This is a genomic window from uncultured Ruegeria sp. (assembly GCF_947504215.1).
GTDB lineage: Bacteria > Pseudomonadota > Alphaproteobacteria > Rhodobacterales > Rhodobacteraceae > Ruegeria.
Map to the genome: position 1 here is coordinate 608,817 of NZ_CANNGO010000001.1, position 24,487 is coordinate 633,303.

General features: G+C 57.4%; 30 protein-coding genes and 3 tRNA genes. 17 read left to right on the top strand and 16 right to left on the bottom strand.

Translation table 11 applies throughout. The annotated features are described in order from the left end of the window. The first annotated feature begins 62 nt into the window (after positions 1–62). Together Q1B21_RS02960 and Q1B21_RS02965 are read left to right on the top strand one after the other, a co-directional pair. Complete coding sequence (locus Q1B21_RS02960) at positions 63–3,500, top strand: pyruvate carboxylase (RefSeq protein WP_299885686.1); 3,438 nt, start codon at positions 63–65, stop codon at positions 3,498–3,500. A gap of 78 nt (positions 3,501–3,578) precedes the next feature. Continuing rightward, positions 3,579–3,962 (top strand): MAPEG family protein, encoded by a 384-nt coding sequence (locus tag Q1B21_RS02965; protein WP_299885689.1) that lies wholly within the window; start codon positions 3,579–3,581, stop codon positions 3,960–3,962. A 39-nt stretch (positions 3,963–4,001) separates the two neighbouring features. Here Q1B21_RS02965 and Q1B21_RS02970 read toward each other — a convergent pair whose 3' ends face one another. Further along, positions 4,002–4,148, bottom strand: coding sequence for a hypothetical protein (locus tag Q1B21_RS02970; protein ID WP_298933244.1), 147 nt, complete (start codon positions 4,146–4,148; stop codon positions 4,002–4,004). 151 nt (positions 4,149–4,299) lie between these two features. Between Q1B21_RS02970 and Q1B21_RS02975 the strand changes: the two genes are divergently transcribed. Further along, positions 4,300–4,374, top strand: a tRNA-Gly gene (locus tag Q1B21_RS02975). A 34-nt stretch (positions 4,375–4,408) separates the two neighbouring features. After that, positions 4,409–4,483, top strand: a tRNA-Gly gene (locus Q1B21_RS02980). A 58-nt stretch (positions 4,484–4,541) separates the two neighbouring features. Here Q1B21_RS02980 and Q1B21_RS02985 read toward each other — a convergent pair. Further along, positions 4,542–4,781 (bottom strand): Lrp/AsnC ligand binding domain-containing protein, encoded by a 240-nt coding sequence (locus Q1B21_RS02985; RefSeq protein WP_120636199.1) that lies wholly within the window; start codon positions 4,779–4,781, stop codon positions 4,542–4,544. 153 nt (positions 4,782–4,934) lie between these two features. Between Q1B21_RS02985 and hisB the strand changes: the two genes are divergently transcribed. Together hisB and hisH are read left to right on the top strand one after the other, a co-directional pair. Next, complete coding sequence (gene hisB, locus Q1B21_RS02990) at positions 4,935–5,522, top strand: imidazoleglycerol-phosphate dehydratase HisB (protein ID WP_299885695.1); 588 nt, start codon at positions 4,935–4,937, stop codon at positions 5,520–5,522. 57 nt (positions 5,523–5,579) lie between these two features. After that, positions 5,580–6,218: an imidazole glycerol phosphate synthase subunit HisH gene (hisH, locus tag Q1B21_RS02995; protein ID WP_299885698.1), complete on the top strand. Its 639-nt coding sequence runs from the start codon at positions 5,580–5,582 to the stop codon at positions 6,216–6,218. Between the two features lie 4 nt (positions 6,219–6,222). Here the strand turns inward: hisH and Q1B21_RS03000 are convergent, their stop codons facing one another. Beyond that, positions 6,223–6,621 carry a DUF2147 domain-containing protein gene (locus Q1B21_RS03000; RefSeq protein ID WP_298933252.1) on the bottom strand — a complete coding sequence of 133 codons (399 nt, stop codon included), beginning with the start codon at positions 6,619–6,621 and terminating at the stop codon, positions 6,223–6,225. Positions 6,622–6,755: 134 nt separating this feature from the next. On the opposite strand from Q1B21_RS03000, the gene hisA reads away from it, so the two are divergent. Next, complete coding sequence (gene hisA, locus Q1B21_RS03005) at positions 6,756–7,478, top strand: 1-(5-phosphoribosyl)-5-[(5-phosphoribosylamino)methylideneamino]imidazole-4-carboxamide isomerase (protein ID WP_299885702.1); 723 nt, start codon at positions 6,756–6,758, stop codon at positions 7,476–7,478. 4 nt (positions 7,479–7,482) lie between these two features. Then, a complete protein-coding gene (locus Q1B21_RS03010) occupies positions 7,483–7,947 on the top strand; it encodes a DUF2867 domain-containing protein (protein ID WP_299079745.1) in 465 nt (154 codons plus the stop codon). An 11-nt stretch (positions 7,948–7,958) separates the two neighbouring features. On the opposite strand, the gene Q1B21_RS03015 is transcribed toward Q1B21_RS03010, so the two are convergent. Next, entirely contained in the window at positions 7,959–8,405 is a 447-nt protein-coding gene (locus Q1B21_RS03015) for a DUF302 domain-containing protein (RefSeq protein ID WP_299885706.1), read from the bottom strand. Positions 8,406–8,522: 117 nt separating this feature from the next. On the opposite strand from Q1B21_RS03015, the gene hisF reads away from it, so the two are divergent. The 3 genes from hisF to Q1B21_RS03030 all read left to right on the top strand — a co-directional run bounded on the left by hisF (position 8,523) and on the right by Q1B21_RS03030 (position 10,258). Continuing rightward, positions 8,523–9,284 (top strand): imidazole glycerol phosphate synthase subunit HisF, encoded by a 762-nt coding sequence (gene hisF / locus Q1B21_RS03020; protein WP_299885709.1) that lies wholly within the window; start codon positions 8,523–8,525, stop codon positions 9,282–9,284. Next, a complete protein-coding gene (locus Q1B21_RS03025) occupies positions 9,281–9,598 on the top strand; it encodes a phosphoribosyl-ATP diphosphatase (protein ID WP_299079737.1) in 318 nt (105 codons plus the stop codon). The genes hisF and Q1B21_RS03025 overlap by 4 nt, the downstream gene beginning before the upstream one ends. Positions 9,599–9,682: 84 nt before the next feature. Then, the gene (locus Q1B21_RS03030; RefSeq protein ID WP_299885712.1) at positions 9,683–10,258 is read left to right on the top strand and encodes a hypothetical protein; all 576 of its coding nucleotides are present in this window, start codon (positions 9,683–9,685) and stop codon (positions 10,256–10,258) included. Positions 10,259–10,260: 2 nt separating this feature from the next. Here Q1B21_RS03030 and Q1B21_RS03035 read toward each other — a convergent pair whose 3' ends face one another. The 4 genes from Q1B21_RS03035 to rlmB all read right to left on the bottom strand — a co-directional run bounded on the left by Q1B21_RS03035 (position 10,261) and on the right by rlmB (position 12,553). Continuing rightward, positions 10,261–10,731, bottom strand: coding sequence for a CoA-binding protein (locus Q1B21_RS03035; protein WP_299885715.1), 471 nt, complete (start codon positions 10,729–10,731; stop codon positions 10,261–10,263). Between the two features lie 196 nt (positions 10,732–10,927). After that, complete coding sequence (locus tag Q1B21_RS03040; protein WP_299885718.1) at positions 10,928–11,380, bottom strand: YHS domain-containing (seleno)protein; 453 nt, start codon at positions 11,378–11,380, stop codon at positions 10,928–10,930. Positions 11,381–11,485: 105 nt separating this feature from the next. Then, the gene (locus Q1B21_RS22355; RefSeq protein ID WP_366525386.1) at positions 11,486–11,656 is read right to left on the bottom strand and encodes a hypothetical protein; all 171 of its coding nucleotides are present in this window, start codon (positions 11,654–11,656) and stop codon (positions 11,486–11,488) included. Between the two features lie 126 nt (positions 11,657–11,782). Then, a complete protein-coding gene (gene rlmB, locus Q1B21_RS03050; RefSeq protein ID WP_299885721.1) occupies positions 11,783–12,553 on the bottom strand; it encodes a 23S rRNA (guanosine(2251)-2'-O)-methyltransferase RlmB in 771 nt (256 codons plus the stop codon). Between the two features lie 116 nt (positions 12,554–12,669). Here rlmB and Q1B21_RS03055 point away from each other — a divergent pair. Next, positions 12,670–12,753 (top strand) — tRNA-Tyr (locus Q1B21_RS03055). Between the two features lie 34 nt (positions 12,754–12,787). Here Q1B21_RS03055 and Q1B21_RS03060 read toward each other — a convergent pair. The 3 genes from Q1B21_RS03060 to Q1B21_RS03070 all read right to left on the bottom strand — a co-directional run bounded on the left by Q1B21_RS03060 (position 12,788) and on the right by Q1B21_RS03070 (position 15,763). Beyond that, positions 12,788–13,909 carry an alanine racemase gene (locus Q1B21_RS03060; RefSeq protein WP_299885725.1) on the bottom strand — a complete coding sequence of 374 codons (1,122 nt, stop codon included), beginning with the start codon at positions 13,907–13,909 and terminating at the stop codon, positions 12,788–12,790. Continuing rightward, the gene (locus tag Q1B21_RS03065) at positions 13,906–15,153 is read right to left on the bottom strand and encodes a D-arabinono-1,4-lactone oxidase (protein WP_299885728.1); all 1,248 of its coding nucleotides are present in this window, start codon (positions 15,151–15,153) and stop codon (positions 13,906–13,908) included. Before Q1B21_RS03065 ends, Q1B21_RS03060 begins: the two co-directional genes overlap by 4 nt. A gap of 88 nt (positions 15,154–15,241) precedes the next feature. After that, on the bottom strand, positions 15,242–15,763 hold the full coding sequence (locus tag Q1B21_RS03070) for a DUF2478 domain-containing protein (RefSeq protein WP_299885731.1): 522 nt from the start codon (positions 15,761–15,763) through the stop codon (positions 15,242–15,244). Positions 15,764–15,891: 128 nt separating this feature from the next. Between Q1B21_RS03070 and Q1B21_RS03075 the strand changes: the two genes are divergently transcribed. Further along, positions 15,892–16,578 carry a hypothetical protein gene (locus Q1B21_RS03075; protein WP_299885734.1) on the top strand — a complete coding sequence of 229 codons (687 nt, stop codon included), beginning with the start codon at positions 15,892–15,894 and terminating at the stop codon, positions 16,576–16,578. A gap of 4 nt (positions 16,579–16,582) precedes the next feature. Here the strand turns inward: Q1B21_RS03075 and Q1B21_RS03080 are convergent, their stop codons facing one another. Continuing rightward, on the bottom strand, positions 16,583–16,990 hold the full coding sequence (locus Q1B21_RS03080) for a c-type cytochrome (RefSeq protein WP_299885737.1): 408 nt from the start codon (positions 16,988–16,990) through the stop codon (positions 16,583–16,585). Positions 16,991–17,087: 97 nt separating this feature from the next. Here Q1B21_RS03080 and Q1B21_RS03085 point away from each other — a divergent pair, with 97 nt between their 5' ends. Next, on the top strand, positions 17,088–17,525 hold the full coding sequence (locus Q1B21_RS03085; RefSeq protein ID WP_298933278.1) for a DMT family transporter: 438 nt from the start codon (positions 17,088–17,090) through the stop codon (positions 17,523–17,525). Here the strand turns inward: Q1B21_RS03085 and Q1B21_RS03090 are convergent. The 3 genes from Q1B21_RS03090 to Q1B21_RS03100 all read right to left on the bottom strand — a co-directional run bounded on the left by Q1B21_RS03090 (position 17,509) and on the right by Q1B21_RS03100 (position 19,865). Then, positions 17,509–18,195, bottom strand: coding sequence for an ABC transporter ATP-binding protein (locus Q1B21_RS03090; RefSeq protein ID WP_299885741.1), 687 nt, complete (start codon positions 18,193–18,195; stop codon positions 17,509–17,511). The two genes, Q1B21_RS03085 and Q1B21_RS03090, sit on opposite strands and share 17 nt — an antisense overlap. Next, positions 18,188–19,483: a lipoprotein-releasing ABC transporter permease subunit gene (locus Q1B21_RS03095; protein ID WP_299885744.1), complete on the bottom strand. Its 1,296-nt coding sequence runs from the start codon at positions 19,481–19,483 to the stop codon at positions 18,188–18,190. Before Q1B21_RS03095 ends, Q1B21_RS03090 begins: the two co-directional genes overlap by 8 nt. Before the next feature lie 82 nt (positions 19,484–19,565). Then, positions 19,566–19,865: a hypothetical protein gene (locus tag Q1B21_RS03100; RefSeq protein WP_299885747.1), complete on the bottom strand. Its 300-nt coding sequence runs from the start codon at positions 19,863–19,865 to the stop codon at positions 19,566–19,568. A gap of 309 nt (positions 19,866–20,174) precedes the next feature. Here Q1B21_RS03100 and Q1B21_RS03105 point away from each other — a divergent pair, with 309 nt between their 5' ends. Further along, a complete protein-coding gene (locus Q1B21_RS03105; RefSeq protein ID WP_298933287.1) occupies positions 20,175–20,534 on the top strand; it encodes a hypothetical protein in 360 nt (119 codons plus the stop codon). Positions 20,535–20,630: 96 nt separating this feature from the next. On the opposite strand, the gene proS is transcribed toward Q1B21_RS03105, so the two are convergent. Then, the gene (gene proS, locus Q1B21_RS03110; protein WP_299079695.1) at positions 20,631–21,971 is read right to left on the bottom strand and encodes a proline--tRNA ligase; all 1,341 of its coding nucleotides are present in this window, start codon (positions 21,969–21,971) and stop codon (positions 20,631–20,633) included. Positions 21,972–22,138: 167 nt separating this feature from the next. Between proS and Q1B21_RS03115 the strand changes: the two genes are divergently transcribed. Together Q1B21_RS03115 and Q1B21_RS03120 are read left to right on the top strand one after the other, a co-directional pair. Continuing rightward, the gene (locus Q1B21_RS03115) at positions 22,139–23,503 is read left to right on the top strand and encodes an FAD-dependent oxidoreductase (protein ID WP_299885752.1); all 1,365 of its coding nucleotides are present in this window, start codon (positions 22,139–22,141) and stop codon (positions 23,501–23,503) included. Further along, positions 23,503–24,477: a 2OG-Fe(II) oxygenase family protein gene (locus tag Q1B21_RS03120; RefSeq protein WP_299885755.1), complete on the top strand. Its 975-nt coding sequence runs from the start codon at positions 23,503–23,505 to the stop codon at positions 24,475–24,477. Before Q1B21_RS03115 ends, Q1B21_RS03120 begins: the two co-directional genes overlap by 1 nt. The last annotated feature ends 10 nt before the right edge of the window (positions 24,478–24,487 follow it).

Consider the following 24,487-nt stretch of genomic DNA (forward strand, 5'->3'; position numbering starts at 1 on the left):
GATGTACGCGGCCGTAATGTCCGCCTATTAACACGGCCATACAAAAAAGACCGGGACCTAAAATGACAGACTTCAACAAGATCCTGATCGCCAATCGCGGCGAGATTGCCATTCGCGTGTTGCGCGCAGCCAACGAGATGGGCAAACGCACCGTTGCCGTCTTTGCCGAAGAAGACAAGCTGGGCCTGCACCGTTTCAAAGCGGATGAAGCATATCGCATTGGCGAAGGGATGGGGCCGGTCGCGGCATATCTCTCGATCGACGAAATAATCCGTGTTGCCAAGGACTGCGGCGCGGATGCGATCCACCCGGGCTATGGTCTGTTGTCGGAGAACCCGGATTTCGTGGATGCCTGTGTGCAAAACGGCATCACCTTTATCGGACCGAAAGCCGAAACCATGCGCGCCCTGGGCGACAAGGCGAGCGCACGGCGGGTTGCGATCGAGGCCGGAGTGCCGGTGATACCCGCCACCGAAGTGCTGGGCGATGACATGGATGCAATCCGCAAGGAAGCTGCTGAAGTTGGCTATCCTTTGATGCTCAAGGCGTCCTGGGGCGGCGGTGGACGTGGCATGCGCCCGATCGAGTCCGAGGATGAACTGGAAGAAAAGGTTCTGGAAGGCCGCCGCGAAGCCGAAGCCGCCTTTGGCAATGGCGAGGGGTATCTGGAAAAGATGATCACCCGCGCCCGCCATGTCGAAGTGCAGATTCTGGGCGACAAGCATGGTGAGATTTACCACTTGTATGAGCGCGACTGTTCGGTTCAGCGCCGGAACCAGAAAGTCGTAGAGCGCGCGCCTGCCCCCTATCTCAGCGAAGAACAGCGTACCAATATCTGCGAACTTGGCCGCAAGATCTGCGCGCATGTGAATTATGAATGCGCGGGCACCGTTGAGTTCCTGATGGATATGGAAACGGGCAAGTTCTACTTCATCGAGGTGAACCCGCGCGTGCAGGTCGAGCACACGGTAACCGAGGAAGTCACCGGTATCGATATTGTCCAGGCACAGATCCTGATCGCCGAAGGAAAGTCGTTGGCCGAAGCGACCGGCGCAGCAAACCAGGCCGAGGTAAAGCTGAACGGTCACGCACTGCAGACCCGGATAACCACCGAAGATCCGCAGAACAACTTTATCCCGGACTACGGCCGCATCACGGCCTACCGCTCCGCCACAGGAATGGGGATCCGGCTGGATGGCGGCACGGCATATGCCGGCGGGGTGATCACACGGTATTACGACTCGCTGTTAACCAAAGTGACCGCTTGGGCGCCAACGCCTGACAAGGCGATTAGCAGGATGGACCGGGCACTACGTGAATTCCGTATTCGCGGCGTCAGCACCAATATTGACTTTGTCATCAACCTGCTGAAGCACCCGACCTTTTTGTCCAATGAATACACCACCAAGTTCATCGACACGACGCCGGACCTGTTCACCTTCAAGCGGCGACGCGATCGGGGCACCAAGGTTTTGACCTACATCGCGGACATCACCGTGAATGGGCACCCCGAAACGAAAGACCGCCCGGAACCCCGCGCCGATTTGAAAGAGGCCAAAGCCCCCGCGCCGAAGGCCGAACCACAGATGGGTGCCCGCAATCTGCTAGAGCAGAAAGGTCCACAGGCCGTTGCCGACTGGATGAAAGCACAGCGGCAGTTGCTGATCACCGACACCACGATGCGCGACGGGCACCAGTCGCTGCTGGCGACCCGGATGCGCTCGATCGATATGATCAAGGTGGCGCCCACTTATGCGGCCAACCTGCCGCAGCTGTTCAGCGTTGAATGCTGGGGCGGTGCGACCTTTGATGTGGCCTATCGGTTCTTGCAGGAATGCCCCTGGCAGCGTCTGCGTGATCTGCGCGAAGCGATGCCGAATTTGATGACTCAGATGCTGCTGCGCGGTGCAAACGGGGTTGGCTACACCAACTACCCCGACAATGTGGTGCAGGAATTCGTGCGTCAGGCGTCGCAGAACATCGATGTGTTCCGGGTGTTCGACTCACTGAACTGGGTTGAGAACATGCGTGTCGCGATGGATGCAGTCGTAGAAAACGGCAAAATCTGTGAAGGCACCGTCTGCTACACCGGTGACATTCTGGACCCGGATCGTGCAAAGTATGACTTGAAATACTATGTCGGCATGGCGAAAGAGCTGCGCGATGCGGGCGCGCACGTGCTGGGTCTGAAAGACATGGCGGGCCTGCTCAAACCAGCGTCGGCCAGGATCCTGATCCGGGCATTGAAGGAAGAGGTTGGGCTGCCAATCCACTTCCACACTCACGATACCGCCGGCATCGCCAGCGCGACCATTCTAGCCGCATCCGAGGCAGGCGTGGACGCGGTCGATTGTGCGATGGACAGTTTCTCGGGCAACACCTCGCAGGCGACGCTTGGCACCGTGGTCGAAGCACTGCGTCATACCGAGCGGGATACCGGGCTGGACATCAAAGCGATCCGCGAAATCAGCGATTACTTCGAGGCTGTGCGCGGTCAATACGCGGCGTTTGAATCCAGCTTACAGGCCCCAGCCTCTGAGGTGTATCTCCACGAAATGCCTGGTGGCCAGTTCACCAACCTCAGGGCGCAGGCGCGCAGCTTGGGGCTGGAGGAGCGTTGGCACGAAGTGGCGCAGATGTATGCCGATGTGAACCAGATGTTCGGCGATATCGTCAAGGTAACGCCGTCGTCCAAAGTGGTTGGCGATATGGCACTGATGATGGTCAGCCAGGGCCTGACTCGCGCCGAGGTGGAAAGCCCCGATACCGATGTGGCCTTTCCGGATTCGGTTTTGGATATGATGCGCGGAAATCTGGGCCAGCCTCCGGGCGGGTTCCCTGACGTCATCATCCAAAAAGTTCTGAAGGATGAGGTGCCTAAAACCGAACGTCCCGGTAAAGGTGTCGACCCTGTCGATCTGGAGGTCACTCGCGCCGATCTATCCAAGCAACTGGATGGCAAAGAGGTCGATGACGAGGATCTGAACGGCTATCTGATGTATCCTAAGGTGTTTCTGGACTACATGGGCCGCCATCGGGTCTACGGTCCGGTCCGCACCCTCCCCACCCGCACCTTCTTTTATGGCATGGAACCAGGTGAAGAGATTGCCGCCGAGATCGACCCCGGCAAAACGCTTGAGATCCGCTGCCAAGCCATCGGCGAAACCGATGAAAAGGGCGAGGTGAAAGTGTTCTTTGAGCTCAATGGTCAACCGCGCGTAATCCGGGTGCCAAACCGGTTGGTGACCTCTGCCACGCAGGCGCGTCCAAAAGCCGAAGTTGGCAACCCCAACCATGTCGGAGCGCCGATGCCAGGTGTGGTGGCTACCGTTGCCGTCGCAGCCGGACAGGAGGTTAAGGAAGGCGACATGCTGTTGACCATCGAAGCGATGAAGATGGAAACCGGTATCCACGCCGAGCGCGACGCGACGGTCAAGACTGTCCATGTCCAGCCGGGCGGCCAGATTGACGCCAAGGATCTGCTGATCGAACTGGAATAAAAGAAAAAAAGCATTAACCTACCAAAGGCCGCGCAATGTACTGCGTGGCCTTTTTTTGATGCTCTAACGGAGGCCCCCATGCTTGCCATCACTCCGATCTACGCGGCACTAATCGCGCTATTGTTCGTCGCGCTCAGCGCCAATGTCATCTCGCAACGCCGAAGCGGCCGGATTTCGGTTGGTGACGGAGGTAGCAAAGACATGATTAAGGCCATGCGCACGCATTCAAACTGTGCCGAATACGCTCCGTTTGCGCTGCTGTTGATCGCCATGGTCGAGCTGCAAGGTGCCGGTGCGCTCTTGTTGAACCTGTTGGGGCTGTCACTGTTGGGCGGTCGCGTTTTGCATGCCTACGGATTCGGGCGCACACCTCAGGTCATCATTCTGCGCCAGATCGGCATGCTATTGACCTTTGCCGCTATATTGGTTGCTGCATTTGCAAACCTTGTACTGGCGCTCTGACAAGGAAACCCTTGTCAGCAGTGCAACAGGGTAAGGGCGTCAGGGCTGCAACTGGTCGGTTTCACAGAATTCCGGCGCTTGGACAGGCTCGGCCGCCTGGGCGCCATACCTGTCTGTTTGGGCCAGCGTACCAACAACGATCAACGCCGCCAGCATTGCCATTTTCAGAGTCTCTTTCCGCGTCATCTGTCACCTCTGCTACACGCTTGTTTTTGCTTTCTGACCTTTGAACGGATCAGCGCATGAATTCCGTCGCACGAAAGATTTTTTAGCGATGAGGCGTTTTTCCTCTTGCAGCTTTGCGCCAGAATTAATACTTCACGCCTCACTCAACGGCGCGGGCGTAGCTCAGGGGTAGAGCATAACCTTGCCAAGGTTAGGGTCGGGCGTTCGAATCGCCTCGCCCGCTCCATTGAGAGACCGAAAGGTCGCCATAAGTATCTGATGCGGGCGTAGCTCAGGGGTAGAGCATAACCTTGCCAAGGTTAGGGTCGGGCGTTCGAATCGCCTCGCCCGCTCCAGATACAAGCCTCTCTGAACGGAAAAATTGATCACAATTGGCAGAGCCTCTTGCGAGCGTCAGAATGCCTTGAACGTCATCGTGGTCAAGGATCGTTCGATGCCCGGAATCACCAGAAGGTGTTCGTTGATGAAATGCCCCACATCCTCGGATTCGGGGATGTAGAGCTTCAACAGCAGGTCATACTCGCCGCTGGTCGAGTAAAGCTCGGAGTGAATTTCGCGCAGCGCGATCTCTTCGGCGACTTTGTAGGTGGTGCCGGGTTTGCAGCGGATCTGGATGAAAACGCAGGTGGACATGGCTTGACCCTGTTGGTTGAGTTGCGGGCAGGCTGGCATGCCGGGCGTGCAGGCGCAATCCCCTGCAACAGTTTGCAGCGATTGCCACGCTTGGTCTGGATCAATCCACCCTGCCCCGTCTATAAGCGCGCCTGTAGCAAAAGGAATTCGCCCATGCGCACCGCTTTGATCAGCCGTAAGACCGCCGAGACGGACATCTCGGTTGAGGTCAACCTGGACGGCACAGGCCAGTATGACAACAAGACCGGTGTCGGGTTCTTCGATCATATGCTGGACCAACTGGCGCGCCACTCGTTGATCGACATGACGATAAGCGCCAAGGGCGATTACCACATCGACGATCACCACACGGTCGAAGACACCGGCATCGCGCTGGGTCAGGCACTGACTCAGGCGTTGGGCGACAAGAAGGGCATCCGCCGTTATGGCGAATGCCACCTGCCCATGGATGACGCTCAGGTGCGCTGTGCGCTTGATCTGTCGGGCCGTCCGTTTCTGATCTGGAACGTGGACCTGCCGACACCCAAGATCGGGGCGTTCGATACCGAATTGGTACGCGAGTTCTTTCAGGCGCTCAGCACCCATGGCGGCATCACGCTGCACATTGACCAATTGCACGGTTTCAACAGCCACCACATTGCCGAGGCGGCGTTCAAGGCCGTTGCCCGCGCATTGCGGCTGGCGGTCGAGACCGATCCGCGCAAGACGGATGCGATCCCGTCGACTAAAGGCGCGCTGTAAGCGCAACTCAAAAAATCGGCCCGGTTTTCGGACAAGTTGCGCGCAGAAAGGACTCAGATGCTCACTGCGATTATTGACTATGAAAGCGGCAACCTGCATTCCGCCGAAAAAGCATTTCAGCGTATGGCGCGTGAGATGGATGCGGGCGAAGTTGTGGTGACCTCGGAAGCTGATGTTGTCGCACGGGCCGACCGGCTGGTTCTGCCCGGCGACGGGGCCTTTCCGGCCTGCGCGGCCGAACTGCGCGGGCACAAAGGCATCTATGATGCGATGGTCGAAGCGGTCGAACAGAAAGCCCGGCCGTTTCTGGGCATCTGCGTTGGGATGCAGTTGATGGCCTCGAAAGGCTTAGAGTACACAGAAACGGATGGATTGGATTGGGTCGCGGGCGATGTGGTTCGAATTGAACCGTCAGACAGCGCGCTGAAGGTACCCCACATGGGCTGGAACGATCTGGTTCTTGAAAGTGATCATCCGGTGTTTGCCGGGGTCAAATCAGGTGATCACACCTATTTCGTGCATTCCTACCACTTTCGGGTCACTGACCCAGCGCAGCGTCTGGCCTATGTGGAATACGGGCAGGAGGTCACGGCCGTGATTGGCCGTGACACAATGATTGGGATGCAGTTCCACCCGGAAAAAAGCCAGGACGTCGGCCTGCGCATGATCGGGAATTTCCTGACCTGGACCCCATGATGGGTTATTGAACGCGTGTCCATGTCTGGCCACGGCAGACCAGACCACCCGCGACGCACCCTTTGACGGTCAAGGTATTCTGGCCGTCCAACGACATCTTCGAACTGTAGGTCTTGTTCCGGTCTGGCGCCCAGATCTTACCGTCATCATATTTACCGCCACCTTCGGGAATCATATCCCAGATGATCTGCTTGCCCAGGTTTTCGTATTCCAGTTGCTCATTGCCATCTTTGTCAAAAGCGGTGTCAATCGTACCGCAAATGGCACTGCCGCAGGACCCGATGGACACGTGAAGATAGCCGCCCGTGTCGCCGGGTTGCGTTTTCCAAAGGCCGTCAACCTGATCTGCAAAGGCGCTGGTTGCCATGGCGGCGAAGACCGCTGCGAGTGTAAGCTTCTTCATAATATTCTCCCTATTTTGCATGCAGTCTGGCCCGGTCGGGGATTTCGGGCAAGAATGACTTTGCGTCGCGTTGCATCCCCTGCCCCGCTTGTGCGATATCCCGCCCGAATAACTATGACATAGGGCCGCCCGACATGATCCTCTATCCCGCCATCGACCTCAAAGACGGCCAGGCCGTACGCCTGCTGCGCGGTGAAATGGACAAGGCCACCGTATTCAACGAAGACCCGGCCGCTCAGGCCCGTGCTTTTGTCGACGCAGGATGTGACTGGCTGCACCTTGTTGATTTGAACGGCGCTTTCGCGGGCACGCCGGTGAACGCTGGCCCGGTCGAAGCGATCCTGAAAGATTGTGACGTTCCCGCCCAGCTTGGGGGTGGCATTCGCGACATGGCCACAATCGAGACGTGGTTGGACAAGGGCTTGGCCCGCGTCATTCTGGGCACGATCGCGGTCGAGAACCCAGATCTCGTTCGCGAAGCAGCGCGCGCTTTCCCCGGTCAGGTCGCTGTGGGGATTGATGCGCGCAACGGGCTGGTCGCGACCAAAGGCTGGGCCGAAGAAACCAATGTTCAGGTCACCGATCTGGCCCGCAGTTTTGAGGACGCGGGCGTTGCTGCGATCATCTACACCGACATCAACCGCGACGGCGCGATGCAAGGCCCGAATGTCGACGCCACCGCCGCATTGGCGCAGGCGGTTTCGATCCCCGTCATTGCATCAGGCGGTGTGTCTTCGATCACCGATTTGATCGCCCTGCGCGATTGTGGCGCAGATTTGAACGGTGCGATTTCGGGCCGCGCGCTGTATGATGGGGCGATAGATCTGAAAGAGGCTCTGGCAGCGCTCAGAGAATAGTCTGATGTTCGAAACGCGTGTCAAACGGACTGATTTACCCGCCAGTAGTCTGTTGCACAAGCGACTACAAAGCGGCGATTTTCTGGATTGTTTCAGCGTGGCCTCGGACCTGCCACCGCGTCGGGCGGCAGAAATCATCACCGCTTTTCCGACATGGGCAACGGCGCTGGTTCGCCTGCGTGGCCTGTTGGTGGCGCCGTTTGGGATAAGTAAGACCGGACCCGATGCCAGCGACAAGTTGGGGATTTTCCCGGTGGAGCATGATGACGAAACAGAGGTGATCGCGGGTTTCAACGACCGACATCTTGACTTCCGGGTTTCCGTACATTCGGAAAACGGTCGTGTTTCATTGGCCACTTGGGTTCATCGGCACAATCTGGGCGGGCGACTGTATCTGGCTTTGATCCTACCGTTTCACATCCTGATCGCCCGGAATGCGCTTGCGCGGGTACGCCACGCAAGCACCTGATCTGATCGCGCTTAACCGGCCGCCGCGGCTGTCAGTTTTTTCAACGCGCCGCGCATCTTTTCGATGACGGGTGATTTTTCGACCTCGTCGAATTCGTCCATTGTTTCTTTGGGGTCTTCATAGGCCAACCAAACCTGACCACCCGCGTCCTCATATGCCTGTACCTTCAGCGGCAGAAACAGGCCAGCACCGGGATCGATCATCATGGCTGGGGTCCCCAGCTTGGGGTTGCCGAAAATCAGCACTTGGTTAGCCGGGATGGGCGTTCCCACCTTTTCGGCCCCTGCCGCGTGATCGACGCGGGCAAAGACAGTTGCGCCAGCGTTGCCCACTGCGGCTTCAAGCGCGTCCAGCGCCTCTACCACAGACTTGTCTGTTGGAACTTTGATGATGTCGTCAGCCATTGCGGACAGCGCCCCTCCGAAGGTGAAAATAGTTGCCAGTATCAGTTTGCGCATATCGGACTTCCTTCTGTGAATTTCACCCTAGTTTTCACAGCTTTGCGTGTTCGGGCAATCACAAGTCTGGCATCGGCGGGGCTTTGCCGGTAGAGGTGCGGCAACAAAGGATGTTCCATGCTGAAAACCCGCATCATTCCCTGTCTGGATGTCGCTGATGGCCGTGTGGTCAAAGGCGTCAACTTTGTTGGTCTACGGGACGCGGGTGACCCAGTTGAATCCGCCAAGGCCTACGATGCAGCCGCGGCGGATGAGATCTGTTTTCTGGATATCCATGCAACGCATGAAAACCGCGGCACCATGTTCGACGTGGTACAACGCACGGCTGAACAATGCTTTGTACCCCTGACCGTCGGCGGTGGAGTACGCACCAAGGAGGATGTGCGGGCGCTGCTGTTGGCAGGGGCAGACAAGGTCAGTTTCAACTCGGCCGCGGTGGCCAACCCCGATGTGGTGGCCGAGGCGGCGGACCAGTTCGGCAGCCAGTGTATCGTAGTTGCCATCGACGCCAAAACCGTCAGCCCCGGCAAGTGGGAGATTTTCACCCATGGCGGGCGCAAACCAACCGGCATAGATGCGGTTGAATTTGCCAAAACGGTTGTTGCCAAGGGCGCGGGCGAAATTCTGCTGACATCGATGGATCGGGACGGCACCAAAGCCGGGTTCAACCTGCCCCTGACCCGCGCGATTTCAGATGCGGTGGATGTACCTGTTATTGCCTCGGGCGGCGTGGGCACCCTAGACCATCTGGTCGAAGGTGTGACCGAGGGCGGGGCAAGCGCGGTACTGGCAGCCTCGATCTTTCATTTCGGCGAATATACAATCCGAGAAGCTAAGGAACATATGGCCGCAGCCGGCATTCCCATGAGGATGGCATGAGCATTCTAAACGACCTGGCAGCAACGATTGAAGCGCGCAAAGGCGCAGATCCAGACTCCAGCTGGACAGCTAAACTACTGGCGAAGGGGCCTGAGAAATGTGCCGAAAAATTCGGCGAAGAGGCCATTGAGGCCATCATCGAAGCTATCAAGGGCGACCAAGAGAAGCTGACCGCAGAGGCGGCGGATGTGCTGTACCACCTCCTGGTTATGCTGGCGTCGCGCGATGTGGCGTTGAGCACGGTGTTGAGTGAGCTTGAGCGGCGTCAGGGGACAAGTGGCATTGCGGAAAAGGCATCGCGGCCTGACAGTTGATCCTGCGGGTTCCGCCACCCTGACTTCCCCTTTATAGTGACCGCTCGACGCGCATTCGCGCAGGACAGATCAAAGGACGCAGGAATGATCAGACCCATGGCCTATGTTTTGGCCCTGCTTGCGCTGCTAACGCTCACAGCGTGTTCTGCGCCGCCCCCGTCCAGTAGTGACGATGTTCAGCGTCTGGCAACCGAAATCCAACGTCTCGGGCCAGATGTTGACCCACAAGAGGCACAGCGCGCGGCCAGTATTGCCTATGCCTACACCGCGCAGTTGGCGCAGGAGTACCAGATCACAGATCCGCCGCTGATCCACAACACCAAGGTGAACCGAGGAACGCGCCCGCGCGGGCTGTGCTGGCACTGGGCCGAGGACATCGAACGGCGATTGAAGCAGGAAAACTTCCGCACGCTTACCCTGCACCGTGCCATTGCCAACGCCGACAACCCGTTCCGAATCGATCACAGTACGGCCATCATCAGCAGCAGTGGCGAAACCATGTATGAAGGGGTCGTACTTGACCCGTGGCGCTATGGTGGCGTGCTGTTCTGGTCGCCGTTGGCTGAAGATACCCGATACGACTGGGTTGCGCGCGAGGTGGTTCTGAAAAAACGCCGGCAGGAGCAGGTGGCCCGTTTAAAGCCCTACACCGGCGGTTAGAGTTACAGTTTTGATGAAATGATCCCGGTGCTGAACCCGCCCATGCGAAGCTCGCCAAACAGACGCTGATACTCGATCTTTGGACAACGGTTCATGATCACATCTACGTTCCGCGCCTGCGCTTTAGCAGCCGCCTCAGCATGTTCCACGCCGATCTGCATCCAGATCGTCTGCAGGTCGGGAAACACCTCCAGCGCTTCGTCAACAATCGGTGGCACCGCCTCGGACCGGCGGAATATGTCCACCATATCAACCTGATCAGTTATTTCGGCAAGATTGCCGCGTACCGTTTGACCGAACAGGTCTTTGCCAGCATGCCCCGGATTGACCGGAATGACCGTATAGCCTTTCAGGGAAAGATACCGCGCTACGTAGTAGCTGGGGCGGACAGGGTTCATCGAAACCCCTACAACGGCCACGGTCTTGGTCCGTTGCAAAATGGATTTCAGGTATTTGTCAGAATAATCGGTCATGACCCTATACTTAGCAGGGTCCAGAAAAGAAAAAAGCGCCCAAGAAACCTTGGGCGCAAGTTATGGAACGAGGGACAGTGAAATGACCCGCGGCAGTTCCGTTCCGCGGTCACTGTGACATTTAGGCATGATCTGTTTGAAAAAAAGAGGTCGCGCTCATTTTTGTGATGACTTTTCACAAATGTCGCACCTGTCCCTATTCTTGATACAGGATGGCTGGCCAGTTCTCATCAGCCATTTGAATATATTCACCTCGATCCTGATCCCAGATTTGTTCGACCTGAGGTGAATGCGTCAAGTACAATCTGCCGTCAACAACCTGCCACGCGTTTGGGTCAGTGCTTTTCAGAACACCATGCGCCACGGCGTACGAGCAATATCCACCGAACTGAGGCGCAAAAGCGCGTGGATTGCTTTCGAACATTTCCCGGTGTTCCGGAGAGGCAAAATGCCATTCCGCCCCTTTCCACATAACAGCAATCTCTGGCTCACCAAGGACTGGTACCTCGTTTTCGAAGTAAGACACGGGGTCATAGCCCGCCATGGCGGCACCGTCTGCTTCGAAGTAGACGGGCACGTCTTGTGCCTGCACAGCAGGGGAAAAAACGATGGCGGTCAGCGCGCCAAGAAGGAAACGTCGGGTCAGCATCACGGTTTCAGAATCAGGATCAGAGGGTGATAAATTGCAACTTTTGACGCCCGGTGAAACCCCCGTTGACGCGGTTGTGAACGCCTGTATCGCTGTCAGGGTGGCTTAGTCGAAGATATCTTCGATCACATCCCATGCCTCATCCAGAACGCGCGAAAACATCGTTTTCTTCTTTTTCTTGCGCTTGGATTTTCGAGAAGACGGGTAAGCCGCTACATCGCGCGTCGGCCTGGAATCTGACGTCTTTCGCTTGGGCAACATCTTCAGGTTATGCAATGGGGCACCGCAGCTAGAGCAGCTGAGCTCGTGCCGGTCTTTCCCTTTGAGCACCAGAGCGGCGCGTGTGCCGCAGTAACAGCAGGTCGCGATTTTGGACGGTCCTGGAATGGCGCTTTCCTAACTTCAGTGCTGCGATGCATATAGGGCGATTGCCGCCGCGTTTGATACGTTCAGTGAGCCGAACCCGCCAGCTGCGTCAATTTTCACCAGTTGATCCACGGTTTCTTTGGTCTTTTGCCTCAAGCCGGGCCCCTCTGCCCCAAGAACCAATGCCACTGGACGATCCTGTCCATCACCCAGCGCGGCCTCAATCGTATTTTCGGCATCACCGTCCAGTCCAAGCACCAGAAATCCCATATTTTGAAGCTCAACAATCGCGTCGGCCAGGTTTCGTACTCGTAGATAGGGCTGGCGTTCCAGCGCACCACTGGCTGTTTTGGCCAGCGCCCCGGTTTCTGGCGCAGAATGATGGCGCGTACCAATCACCGCACTGGCCCCCAGCACCTCGGCCGAACGCAGAATTGCGCCCACGTTATGCGGATCGGTCACCCGATCAAGCAATATTACCCGCGGGTGTTCGCGACCAATGCAGTTCTCAGCAAGACCACCCCAATCCAGCGGTTTGACCTCCAGCGCGGCGCCCTGATGGACAGATCCCGGATCGATCGGAGCGCTGAATTTGCGCGGATCAGCCATCTCGGCCTCAATACCGGCAAACTCAATGGCTTCGGCCAGTTTGTCCCGCGCATTTCGGGTCACAACAAGGTGCAGTTTTTGGCGTTTCGGGTTCATCAAAGCATCCCGTACGGCATGCAAACCAAACAGCCAGACAGTCTCGGATGCGGCCGCTTTGCGCGCCTGTTCCTTTTCGACGACCCACTTGGGTTTTTTCATTTCTTGGGCCTCCAAGCCGGGCGAAAGGTTTCCTGCGCCAATGCGGTATTTTCCTGTTGACGCTTCTTTAGCGCGCTAGTAATCACGCCTCCACGTCAGGTGCAACGCCTGACAGTGGGCGACAGGCCGCAAGGTGTGGCAGGGGACTGTAACTCCCTCGCGGAGACGCACGCCTGGTTCGATTCCAGGGTCGCCCACCATCTTCCAAAGATGAGTGATTTTAGCAACCAGCCTTTAATTTGGCAGGCAAGGCCATTCGTGGACAACCTGGTTATCCCGGACCGCAAGCAATCTGCCGAACTGATTCAAGACCGCCTCGCTTTGGGTGGGCCGAAGCAGGGCGATGTCACCGGGTTGAACGGATGCCGCCATTGGACCGGTCCAGACCTCTTGATTGGTTGAGCGTCCAAAGACAGAAGAATAGGCGAACCCGTTGGGATAAAGCGGATCGGCCATGTAGTACCCGCCAAAGACGGCGATATCAGTTTTCCGACGCGGCAGAAAACCCAAACCTGGCAATGTGTTACCGGGCATGACCTTGAGGATTGGCGTCGCCAGATAGGTCGCAGGTGTGAAGTCCCTCGTCGAGGCATGGTCGAAGTCTGATGGCTTCACCAGAACCGAGCCAAAAGCGATCTCGTTGGCGAACCCTGCCGCCTTGTAGGACTGAAAGGTCAGGCTGCCACCAGTATTCAAGCAAAGCCGAGAATTGGTCGCCGGAAGGGCATCAATGGCACGGCGATAGGCTTCGGCGCAGGATCGACCGGCGCGGGATCTGAGAAATGCGGGCAGCTTGGCCAAATGGGCCTCGTACCCCATTAACCCACTGAGCTGGGCATTTGGATGGGCGGCTACGGCTCGCGCGGCCTCGGCCACCTGATGAGATGTCATCCCTCCGCGGTGCAGGCCGATATCCACTTCCAACGAAATTCGCAACCGAGATTTGCTGCCCTCCGCAAGTTTCAGATACTCCTGCAAGCGATCCGGGGTATCGATCAACCATTGCACCCGATCGACTGCATCGGAACACGCCGCCAGTAAACGCGCGGCCGAACTGACTGGAAGCGGTTTGCCAAGCAAATGGTCAGTGCCGGTTTCCGCCCTGAGCAAGGCTGTCAGCATGGTCTCGGAAAAGGTCATCAGGCCTGAGGTCGGGATCAGATGTCTGATATGGTCCAACAACGGCAGACAAGGCAACGACTTGGCGACCAGACGCCGGTTTACTCCAGGATCTGCGGCCGCCAATGCGATGGTACAATTGGCCTCCAGACGGTCAAGATCGACAACCGTCACCGGTTGATCGACGCCGTAGTTGCGCAGCGTGTCAGGCAGCTGGGCCAGATACGGATCGCTCATGGTTGAAACAGCCGGGACAAAGCAGGCGTCAGGAATTTCCCGGTTGGGTCCAATCGCTCTCTCGCCGCACAGAACCGGTCGAAATCTGGGTAAAGTCTGGACAAGTCAGAGTATGTCAAGCTGTGCATCTTTCCCCAATGTGGTCTTCCGCCTGCTTCGACAAATAGCGGTTCCATCGAGTTAAAGTACTTGCGGTGATCTTCATGCGCATCAGTGTGAATTGCCACTGAAATACGCGGCCCACCCTGAAACGGTGACAAGCAGGCTGTATCGCCAGCAGTCTGCCGAACCTCGACGGGGAAATAGATATCCTTGTGATCCCTCTCCAGCAGCCGAAACACCTCAGCCAACACATCGCCTGTCGCGTCAGGTGGCAAGTGATACTCCATCTCTTTGAAACGCACATGCCGGTCACTGCACAGAACACGCCAACTTTCACCGACATAGTCCTCTTCGGATTGGGCAAGTATCAGCAATTTCAAAAGCATGGCGCGCAGACGTGGGCTGAGGCGCCCGGCATTTCGCGCAAGTCTCAGCACCTTTATTGCAATCATGTCCAGATCGCGTGGTGCATTGGTTTCCGGCGCATCGCTTAACGCATGACGGATTTCGACGGTCGCGCCGGTGAAGGGAACGTAAAAAAACTCAAAGTTCCGGTTTTCGGCCCAGTTTTGATGCATCATGTCCAGACTGTCTTGCAGCGCGGCCAATCGCACCTGACGGCGCAGGTTGTATTTAGGCACAACTTTGATGCGCGCCTCGGTCAGAACCCCAAGCAACCCGAGCGTGACCTGTGCCATGTCCAGCGGGACATCTGATATGGTAAGGACGTTCCCTGCGGCTCCGACCAGCTTTGCAGCGGTAAGCTCAGCGGCGATGCTTGGCAGTTCTTGTCCAGTTCCATGGGTTGCGGTGGAGACGGCACCGGCCAGCGACTGGGCGTTGATGTCGCCCAGATTGCGAAATGCAAAGCCATGTTGCGCGAGCGCTAGCGAGAGATCTCGCAGACGCGCATTGGCGTTCACCCAAACCTGCCCGCCCTCTATACGCCCGACTGTGGGCATTTGCAGATTCGACAGATCCAGAATGCGATCCGCGCCTGCCACGATGGGTGTAAAGGAATGCCCTGCCCCGACAACTCGCAAATTTTGCGACTCAGAAACAGCGCTTTGCAACGCCGTCAGTGTTGCGGGCCGCGTCAGTTTTGTGCTGGCGCTTTGATTGCCCGCCCAATTGGTCCACATGTAACTGTTCCTCCCACCGTCGAAGATCGCAGCCCGGGCGGCGCGGAACAAGTCAGTATATCAGGACGTTACGCGAGGTGATCGTCACCTAGGCAGCAGCCTCTCGCCGCGCGGTGACACGGTCTAACCAATCTGCGATGGCTTGCACATCTGGGACAAGCTGTTCGGCCTCACCGCCGGTGAATTCGTTAAACTTTTCGGTATTCAATCCGTTCACGCCAACCAGAACAGGAATGTCCTGCGCCAGGGCCTCGGCAATCACGGGACGGAATCCGCGTCCGTCAGCCTCGTGCTTGCCAAATTTATTTATGATCAGCAACTGCGGCGCATCTTTCAGGGATGCGGTCACGTATCCAACGGCTTGTTCCAAAGCAGCCGGGTCCAGACGGCATCCACGGGATTGAGTTCCCAAAGTTTGCGAAATTCGAATGGTCTCACCATCCGGCAGAACGCGCACATCCATATCGCATTTGCTGTCGTCGGCGCATTCGGTATTGGTTTGAACCACCCCCGCAAGATGCGCACCGCCAGCCAACAAGTGTTCGGCCACTGCACTTAGCAGGCGATCCGTCGCGCCGCGATCCGTCGTTGTGACATAAGCCAGATACATTCAGAAACCCCCGTTCCTTCAAGGCTGCTGACTCAGATAGCACGCCGACCGGCACCCCGCTACTTTTCTTTGCGACTAGCGTGTGAAAACGGCTTGCGGAAAGGGTGCAGCATATTAGGCTTAACTTCATGGTTCTGCGCGGTTTGTTTTTTGCCCTTTTGTGTCTTGCGTCTTGCGGTCGTCCCCTGACAGATCTGGAGCGCGAATTTGCCAGCACAGTTCAAGGCGAAACACTTGATCTGGACCGAGTGCGCCTTGTCGATGGTGCGCCAGTTACGCAGATCACCTATTTTCGCGAAGCGCGCCCGCGTTTGGCCTGCCGCGAACGCATTCTGCCGCCGATCGAAGAGGGCACCGTCTCTGGCAAGCCTGCAGCCATTGCCCTGTTCAACAGGGTATATTTTGCGCGGGATTGGTTTCTTGAAGACTATATGTCCGAATACCCGGACGAGATGAATTTGATCGCGGCAATGCTGCTGGCCCATGAATTGACCCATGTTTGGCAATGGCAGAACCGCAAAACAACCGGATACCATCCATTGCGCGCAGCGGCCGAGCATGGCGGACGGAAAGATCCCTATCTTTTCGACCTCGATACGTCGCCGGACTTCCTCTCATACGGGTATGAACAGCAAGGCGCTATTGTGGAGGAATACGTCTGCTGCCGCGCGCTTGATCCCCAAGCGGAACGCACCCAAAGACTGCACAACATGCTGGGCGAGCATTTTGACCTGTCAGCCCTGCCCCAGAAAGAGCGAGAGCGCGACGTGGTTATCCCCTGGAGCGAGGCTAAAGTTCAAGGGATTTGCCGCTGAGAACTTAATCCTTTTGGAGAGTTTTCAGATACGCGACCAGGTCGACAATCGGTTGGCTGGTCAGGATCGGTTGACCTTCATGGGTTTTGATGGCTGTGTCCTGCCCTTCGAAGTAAGGTCCGTAGACCGGCATTGGGCTGCCGTGGCTGACCAAAGGGTCGCGCCCATCAATCCTGGCGACAACGCGCGCTGTAGGAAAAACGCCATCCCCACTGACCAGAGACTTCAGATCTGTTGGCTGGATCAGCAGCACTCCGGCCATCGGTCCTTGTCCGGTGGCGTCGATCCCATGGCAGGTCGCGCAATAATGCATATACAGGTCTTCGCCTGTTTCAACATCCTGCGCCCACCCGACTTGGGACGCCAACGCAACAAGCCCAAATACCCCAGCCCCAATTCTTGCCTTGATCATCGCATCCTCCTGTCAAGATTGACATTTGCAGGCTTGCCCGTCGGGCGTCTTGGCGCAATGATCCAGATCAACGAAACCGTCGCAAAGGGTCCGGGCCATGACACAATACGCCACCATCATGCTGGCCGCTGGAATCGGAGTTCCGATCCTTGCAGCGCTGAACGCCGCGCTGGGTAAACTGATTGGATCGCCAACAACTGCGGCGGTCATCTTGTTTGCTATCGCGTTTTTGGCATCCGCTTTGTTGATGGTGTTGTTTCCCGGATTTGACGCCCTGTCAAAGGTTACTCAGGCGCCCAAACATCTGTTGCTGGGCGGTGTTCTGATCGCATTCTATGTCCTGTCGATCACCCATGTGGCGCCGCATTTCGGCGTCGGGAATGCCGTTTTCTTTGTGCTTGTTGGACAGCTGATCAGCACCGCTGCGATTGACCATTTCGGCCTGTTTGGCGCTCAGGTCACGCCGCTGACGTGGATTCGTGCGGGTGGTATCACTGTCATGGTGGTGGGTGTGGCCATCACTCAACTGGCCTGAGCACCCCACCGTCCAGACGGACCATCCGGTCCATGCGTGCAGCAAGCTCAAGATTATGTGTGGCGATAAGGGCCGACAGACCTTCATCGCGCACAAGCGACATCAGCGCATCAAACACCTGATCAGCTGTGTCTGGATCCAGGTTGCCCGTCGGTTCGTCCGCAAGCATCACGCGTGGTTTGTTGGCCAAGGCCCGACAGAAGGCCACGCGCTGTTGTTCGCCGCCAGACAAAGCCGCCGGACGGTGATCCGCTCGCTCGGCGACACCCACGCGTTCCAACAAACTCATGGCCCTGTCCTGCGCGGTCTTTTCGGACTGCCCGTTGGCAAGCTGCGGCAGGGTGATGTTTTCCAGCGCCGTGAATTCGGGCAACAGATGATGGAACTGATACACAAACCCGACGTCTTGCCGCCGTAGCGATGTACGGGTCCGATCCCCTTTACCCGACACGTTCTGCCCGCCGATTTCGACGGTCCCATCGTCAGGTTTGTCCAGAAGCCCGGCAATATGAAGCAGCGTTGACTTGCCTGCACCCGATGGTGCGACCATTGCCACAGCCTCGCCCGTTCGCAGGTCCAGATCGACCCCGCGCAACACCTGAACCTCGCCAGGGGTTCCTTTCAGATAGGTCTTGGTCAGACCACTCAACCGCATCGTCAGATCATTCATAGCGCAGTGCCTCAACCGGGTTCAGCCGCGCTGCGCGACGGGCGGGAAAATAGGTGACGATGAAGGACAGGCCAAGCGATAGCCCCACGGCCTTTAGCACATCGTTCAGGTGCAGCTCGGCCGGTAACGCATAGATGCCCCGAATGGACGGATCCCAAACCCCACCACCCATGACTGCATTCACGAAGGAAAAGATCGGGTCGATATAGATCGCAAAAAGGCACCCCAGAACCACGCCCATCGCGGTTCCGATGATCCCGGTAAAGGCGCCACAGATGAAAAAGACGCGCAGGATCGAGCCTTCACTCAGTCCGATGGTGCGCAGGATACCGATGTCGCGGCCTTTGTTCTTAACCAACATGATCAGACCCGAAACGATGTTCATCGCGGCGATCAGCACGAGGATCGAGAGAATGATGAACATCACGTTGTCTTCGACCTCAAGCGCGCGCAGGAACCCTCCCGAGGCGTCCTGCCATGTCCAGATCTGGCTGCGCTCGCCAGCGGCTTCCAGGATAGGGATCAGGATGGGCCCCAGATCTTCAGGTTTGTCGACCATCACCTCAATTTCATCGGCAACACCGTCACGATTGAAAAAGCCCTGCGCTTGTGAAAACGGCATGTAGACGCGAGTGCGATCGATGTCGTAGCGCCCGGCGGAAAACACATAAACCACGCGGTAGGCATTGACGCGGGGAGAAGTGCCAAAAGCGGTCTTCACGCCATTGGGCGAGGTCAGCTTGACCGTATCCCCGACAGTCGCACCGATACTGCGCGCCACGCCCGAGCCGATGGCGATCACATCTTCGCCCGTTTGAAACAGGGACAAATCGCCAGCGGATTGCTCGCTTTGCGCGACGCCCGGCAGATCCCGCAGGTCATCCGGACGGATGCCAAAAACCTCGACGCCGCTGCTGCGGTCGCGATTGGTGATTAGAACCTGGCCTTTGACCAAAGGAGCAGCGCGCGCAACACCCGGCACCTGCGCAATACTTGTGGCCCGTTCTTCGTAATCGACCATGGTGCGATCCACTCGCCCCTGCGTATCGATCTCGCCAGAAGAAAAAATGGTGACATGTGCGTTGGCCCCAAGGATCGTCCCGACAAACTCCGCCCGGAACCCGGACCGAACGGCCAGGGTCGCGATCAGAGCGAACACGGCCAGCGTGATCCCGATCAACGAAATCCAGGTCATCGCACTGACGCCACCTTCAGCCCTGCGCGCACGCAGATAACGCCAAGCAATTTTCCATTCAAAAGGCGCAAAGGGCGGGGGTGTTTTGGCCATGCCTGCTCCGGTTTTTGTGTCGCGGCGACACTTTCGGCATTTCGTCGGATGGTCAAGCCGGTTGTGTGCCGACGCCTGCCCCTCAGCCCTTTAAGGCCGAAGTTTGTTGTAGCGCAGTTTCGGCCGTGGTTCGATCGCAGACTTTGCGGAATTCGAGCTCTGAGGAGACTTGCCGACACAAAGCCGCTTGCGGACTTGGTGCGATGCCTTCCTTCAGCATCGCCTCATCGATATCGGTCGGGATCGCGTGTGTCGAGGTCGTCTGTTCCGGCCGAACAAACCGCGCGAAGGGCAGCACCTGGAGCTTGAGCAATGGAAAGTCTCTTGAGCAAACAGCTGTGGCGAAACTCCACAAACCCTGATCCTTCTCGGCCTTCAGCACCCCGTTATGACCAAAACCACGCCGTCAAATTTCCTGTTTAACGATTCTGAAACGAATCATTTCCGGCCGGTTGCGGGGTCATGTTCGGAAAAAAGTCGCTTGCGGTACCAATGATTTACACCTGTGGTTGTGACGCTCATCACAGACAAGGGCGCATTGTTTCACTTATGAAGTCAATGCGGGCATTACGTGAGTCACTGAACTCAAAATGCCACATTTCGCAGGCAATTTTATTTCGCTTTTTGCTTATTTTGAGAAACTTTGTCACCCTGATTTGGGGGAACACATTTTAAAGAGCGGGGGTCGCTCATGTATATTCAAACGAACACGGAAGGGTCGGGTCCGATTTTGGCCCGCAAGGTATCAACAGATCTGGATTGTGAAACCGCAGCACTTCTGCGTGCAGCGATCCGCCCAGTTTTTGCCAGCGCCGCCAGCTGGGGTAACCTGTCAGACATACTGAAAGACAAAGGTTACCACCTGGCGTTTCGACAGGGTCGGTTGTGCATCACGGATCTTGCGACGGGTGCGCGGGTTTGCGGGCTACGGTTTCTTGGTTTCGAATTAAAGGACCTGATCAGCCGACTGGGCCGTCCAATCGTTGTTGCACGCGGCAATCAGGCGGATGGCGACGTACTGGCTGTGCGGCCAACATCTGCCCAGACCTGAACGCCTAATCACACGCGGTTAGACAGCGTCTTCCAGTGATGCCCTGCCGTCCAATGAACGGCAGGTGCCAGGCCTTTTTTGCCCGAGGTCTTTAGGTCAAGCGATGTTCTGATAGATCTCGGCGATCTTCGTGACGGCTGCCTCGGGGCTGAGCTCTTCGCTTTTGCCGGTGCGGCGGCTTGTCAGCTCGACTACACCGTTCTTCAAACCGCGTGGCCCGACGGTGATACGCCAGGGCAGTCCTATCAGGTCCATCGTGGCGAACTTCCCGCCTGCGCGTTCTTTGCGATCATCATACAGCGGGTCCAGACCCAGCGCAGTCAGCGCTTTGTAGATACTGTCACACGCTGCGTCAGCTTCATCGTCGCCCTGCTTCAGGTTGACGATGCCGCAATGGAACGGGGTTACGCCTTCAGGCCAGATGATGCCCTTGTCGTCATGGCTTGCCTCAATGATCGCTCCGACCAGACGGCTGACACCAATACCGTGGCTGCCCATGTGCACAGGAACCGGCTTGCCATCGGGGCCTTGGACGGTCGCGCCCAGCGGCTCGGAGTATTTGGTGCCGAAGTAGAAAATCTGTCCAACCTCGATGCCGCGCGCTACACGACGGCGGTCTTCGGGGATCTGTTTGAAAAGCGCTTCGTCATGGGTTTCATCCGTGCGGGCGTATTTCGAGGTGAACTCTTCGAGAATCGACTGGCATTGCGCGCGATCGTCATAATCGATCTCGCGATCACCAAAGGTCAGATCGGTGACTGCACCGTCATAGAAGACCTCGGATTCACCCGTATCGGCGAGCACCAGGAATTCGTGCGTATTGTCGCCACCGATGGGGCCGGAATCGGCGCGCATCGGGATGGCCTGCAGACCCATGCGCTCATAGGTGCGCAGGTAGGTCACCAGATGGCGGTTATAGGCGTGCAGAGCGTCCTCTTTATTTAGGTCGAAATTGTAGCCGTCCTTCATATAGAATTCGCGGCCACGCATCACGCCAAAACGCGGGCGGATTTCGTCACGGAACTTCCACTGGATCTGGTACAGAGTCAGCGGCAGATCCTTGTAGCTGCTGACATGGCCGCGGAAGATGTCGGTCACCAACTCTTCGGCCGTGGGGGTGAACAGCATGTCCCGGTCATGCCGGTCTTTCATCCGCAGCATTTCCTGACCGTAATCATCATAGCGCCCGGATTCCCGCCACAGATCTGCCGATTGGATGACCGGCATCTGGATCGCGATATGGCCAGCGCGCGCCTGTTCTTCGTGCACAATGTTTTCAATCTTGCGCAGTACTTTGAAGCCCAGTGGCAGCCAGGAGTAGATACCGGCCGAGGCCTGCTTGATCATGCCCGCGCGCAGCATCAGCCGATGGCTGACAATCTGGGCCTCGGAGGGATTTTCCTTGAGAACGGGCAGAAAGTAACGGCTGAGGCGCATTGTTTAACCTTCAAAGGTGAAAATCGACTTCAAAGGTGATTATGCCAAAGCCCCGCCGGGGGCAATCATGCATTGATGAATTTGCGACCTCAGGATGGTCGGTTTTTGATTGACCCGCCGATCAGGAATTTCAAATGTGACGGAACCACAAACTTCATGAGGCGTCGATGCAGACCATTCAGGAACCCGCCCGACAGATCCCTGTTGTCCACAAAACAGATGTATTGGTCGTGGGGTCTGGCCCTGCGGGCTTGGCCGCAGCACTTGCAGCCGCACGCGCCGGTGCCGAGGTCTCGCTGGTCGACCGCTTCGGTTGCATGGGTGGCAACATCACCGCCGTGGGCGTCGAAGGGTTTGCCTGGTATCGTCATGAGCAAACGGTCGAGGCTGGTGGCATCGGCATGGAGTTCGAAACCCGCGCCAAGGATATGGGCGCAGCGGTGCCTGAGAGCCAATCGCTGAGCTACGAGCTAGACAGCGAGGGGTTCAAACTGGTCGCTGACAAGCTGGTAGAAGAGGCAGGTGTGCATCCCATGCTGCACCGCCAGTTCGTTGCCCCGATCATGGAGGGCGACCGGATCACCGGTATCATCACCGAATCCAAAGCCGGGCGTGAGGCGATCCTGGCCCGTCTCGTTATCGACGCGACGGGGGACGCAGATGTGGCGCATCGCGCTGGTGCCCCCACGCGCAAGACAGCGCCGGAAGATATGATGGCGGCGTCGGTCATGTTCCATCTCGCAGGCGTCGACAAACGTGCCTTTATGGACGGGGTCAAATCCGACCCGCAGACCTATAAGGACTGGGGCGGTGGCGGTGAGTGGAACATCGAGACCAGCGGTAAGGAGGACGACATGTTCTCGCCCTTCGTGCACAAACCGTTTCAGCAGGCTATTGATCAAGGTCTTATACCGCCGCATCTGAATACCATCGCGGGCACATGGGGTGCGATGCATGATACCGGCGAGTTGACCTATATGAACCTGATCCATCTGGCCGAGATCGATGGCACAGACCCCGACAGCCTGACCCGAGGTGAGATCGAAGGCCGGCAGCAATCCATGCTGGCGATCGAGGCGCTGCGCCGTTTCATGCCGGGCTGCGAAAATGCGCGGCTGCGCAATTTCGGAATGACCATCGGCATCCGAGATACCCGCAAGATCGATGCGGTTTACAACATGAGCGAAAATGACGCGCGTCATCAGGGGCGGTTCGAAGACTCGATCGGGATCTATCCCGAATTCATCGATGGATATGGCATCCTGATCCTGCCCACCACGGGCCGGTACATGCAGATCCCCTATCGCTCTATGCTGCCAAAAGGGATCAAAGGCCTATTGGTCGCGGGCCGCTCTCACGGGTCGGACAAGGTGGCACATGCCGCGACCCGGAATATGGCCTGTTGCGCCGTCATGGGCCAAGGCGCAGGAATTGCAGCAGCGCTTGCCCTCCGAAGCAATCAGGACCTGAACAGCATGGACCTTGCGCCGGTCCATGCCGAGCTGGATCGCCAGGGCGTCAGGGTTCACTGATGGTGCGAATTCCAACTATAAACATATCTCCACTGTGGGACAAAACCAGCGCGGGCTATGATGAGACAGTTCGGCAGATTTTAGACGCCTGCACCGAAATCGGATTTTTGTCGATCACGGGAACACATGTGCCACAAGATAAAGTCGACCAGGTTCGGCGCGTGACCCAGGCGATTTTCGACGTCGATGAGCAACGAAAATGGGATCAGGCCATCACCCGTGACAATTATCGCGGCTATATCCCGATGGGATTCTTTTCACCCAATGACGGCTCGGGGCAGACCGACAAGTATGAAGGGTACAAGCTGCATTATGACGTAGCTGAGGATGCCGAGGTTCGTCAGCAATGCGCCCTCTATGGACCCAATATCTGGCCCGAGGAGGTGCCCGAGGCGCGGGACGCCATTCTGGAATACTGGGCTCAATTGGATCAGGTCGCAGATCGCCTGTTAGACGCGTTGGAGGTCGGTATGGATCTGCCACCGAACATTCTGCGCGATGCGTTTCGAGACCCGATGACCAACATGACCTTGTTGCATTACCCGCCGCAGGCCCCGGACGAAGGCGGCTATGGGATTCACCCGCATAAGGATACCGATGCCTTGACGATCATCGCCCCCGACCCCGTTGGCGGCCTTGAAGTTCAGACCCGCAATGGCGGCTGGATCACACCTGACTGCCCACCGGGCGGTTTCGTGGTCAATATCGGGGACATGCTGGAGCTTTGGTCCGGTGGTCGTTTGAAGTCCACGCCACATCGTGTTGTGAACAAATCAGGCAGACAGCGCTACTCGTTCCCTTACTTCGCGGTCCCACGACACGATGTGGTTGTCGCGCCATTGCTGCCCGCCCTGCCCGGTTTCAAGCGCCCCTCAGTGCATTGCGGCCATTGGTCAGCCGAAATCTGGCGCACCAACTGGCCGGACCAGACGGCGGCCGAGGATACCCCGGAACTGGGAACGTTGCAGGATTAACGACCCGAAA

Excerpts from the sequence above, each read along its gene's own strand:
- rlmB (WP_299885721.1), bottom strand. The coding sequence starts at position 12,553 with ATGAAAAAACCCAAGTGGGTCGTCGAAAAGGAACAGGCGCGCAAAGCG.
- Q1B21_RS03105 (WP_298933287.1), top strand. The coding sequence starts at position 20,175 with ATGTATATTCAAACGAACACGGAAGGGTCGGGTCCGATTTTGGCCCGC.
- Q1B21_RS02965 (WP_299885689.1), top strand. The coding sequence starts at position 3,579 with ATGCTTGCCATCACTCCGATCTACGCGGCACTAATCGCGCTATTGTTC.
- Q1B21_RS03010 (WP_299079745.1), top strand. The coding sequence starts at position 7,483 with ATGTTCGAAACGCGTGTCAAACGGACTGATTTACCCGCCAGTAGTCTG.
- Q1B21_RS03025 (WP_299079737.1), top strand. The coding sequence starts at position 9,281 with ATGAGCATTCTAAACGACCTGGCAGCAACGATTGAAGCGCGCAAAGGC.
- Q1B21_RS03040 (WP_299885718.1), bottom strand. The coding sequence starts at position 11,380 with ATGCTGACCCGACGTTTCCTTCTTGGCGCGCTGACCGCCATCGTTTTT.
- Q1B21_RS03085 (WP_298933278.1), top strand. The coding sequence starts at position 17,088 with ATGACACAATACGCCACCATCATGCTGGCCGCTGGAATCGGAGTTCCG.
- Q1B21_RS02960 (WP_299885686.1), top strand. The coding sequence starts at position 63 with ATGACAGACTTCAACAAGATCCTGATCGCCAATCGCGGCGAGATTGCC.
- Q1B21_RS03030 (WP_299885712.1), top strand. The coding sequence starts at position 9,683 with ATGATCAGACCCATGGCCTATGTTTTGGCCCTGCTTGCGCTGCTAACG.
- Q1B21_RS03060 (WP_299885725.1), bottom strand. The coding sequence starts at position 13,909 with ATGAGCGATCCGTATCTGGCCCAGCTGCCTGACACGCTGCGCAACTAC.
- Q1B21_RS03080 (WP_299885737.1), bottom strand. The coding sequence starts at position 16,990 with ATGATCAAGGCAAGAATTGGGGCTGGGGTATTTGGGCTTGTTGCGTTG.
- hisB (WP_299885695.1), top strand. The coding sequence starts at position 4,935 with ATGCGCACCGCTTTGATCAGCCGTAAGACCGCCGAGACGGACATCTCG.
- hisH (WP_299885698.1), top strand. The coding sequence starts at position 5,580 with ATGCTCACTGCGATTATTGACTATGAAAGCGGCAACCTGCATTCCGCC.
- proS (WP_299079695.1), bottom strand. The coding sequence starts at position 21,971 with ATGCGCCTCAGCCGTTACTTTCTGCCCGTTCTCAAGGAAAATCCCTCC.
- Q1B21_RS03035 (WP_299885715.1), bottom strand. The coding sequence starts at position 10,731 with ATGACCGATTATTCTGACAAATACCTGAAATCCATTTTGCAACGGACC.
- Q1B21_RS03090 (WP_299885741.1), bottom strand. The coding sequence starts at position 18,195 with ATGAATGATCTGACGATGCGGTTGAGTGGTCTGACCAAGACCTATCTG.
- hisA (WP_299885702.1), top strand. The coding sequence starts at position 6,756 with ATGATCCTCTATCCCGCCATCGACCTCAAAGACGGCCAGGCCGTACGC.
- Q1B21_RS03070 (WP_299885731.1), bottom strand. The coding sequence starts at position 15,763 with ATGTATCTGGCTTATGTCACAACGACGGATCGCGGCGCGACGGATCGC.
- Q1B21_RS03120 (WP_299885755.1), top strand. The coding sequence starts at position 23,503 with ATGGTGCGAATTCCAACTATAAACATATCTCCACTGTGGGACAAAACC.
- Q1B21_RS02970 (WP_298933244.1), bottom strand. The coding sequence starts at position 4,148 with ATGACGCGGAAAGAGACTCTGAAAATGGCAATGCTGGCGGCGTTGATC.
- Q1B21_RS03095 (WP_299885744.1), bottom strand. The coding sequence starts at position 19,483 with ATGGCCAAAACACCCCCGCCCTTTGCGCCTTTTGAATGGAAAATTGCT.
- hisF (WP_299885709.1), top strand. The coding sequence starts at position 8,523 with ATGCTGAAAACCCGCATCATTCCCTGTCTGGATGTCGCTGATGGCCGT.
- Q1B21_RS03015 (WP_299885706.1), bottom strand. The coding sequence starts at position 8,405 with ATGCGCAAACTGATACTGGCAACTATTTTCACCTTCGGAGGGGCGCTG.
- Q1B21_RS03115 (WP_299885752.1), top strand. The coding sequence starts at position 22,139 with ATGCAGACCATTCAGGAACCCGCCCGACAGATCCCTGTTGTCCACAAA.
- Q1B21_RS03075 (WP_299885734.1), top strand. The coding sequence starts at position 15,892 with ATGGTTCTGCGCGGTTTGTTTTTTGCCCTTTTGTGTCTTGCGTCTTGC.
- Q1B21_RS03065 (WP_299885728.1), bottom strand. The coding sequence starts at position 15,153 with ATGTGGACCAATTGGGCGGGCAATCAAAGCGCCAGCACAAAACTGACG.
- Q1B21_RS03000 (WP_298933252.1), bottom strand. The coding sequence starts at position 6,621 with ATGAAGAAGCTTACACTCGCAGCGGTCTTCGCCGCCATGGCAACCAGC.
- Q1B21_RS02985 (WP_120636199.1), bottom strand. The coding sequence starts at position 4,781 with ATGTCCACCTGCGTTTTCATCCAGATCCGCTGCAAACCCGGCACCACC.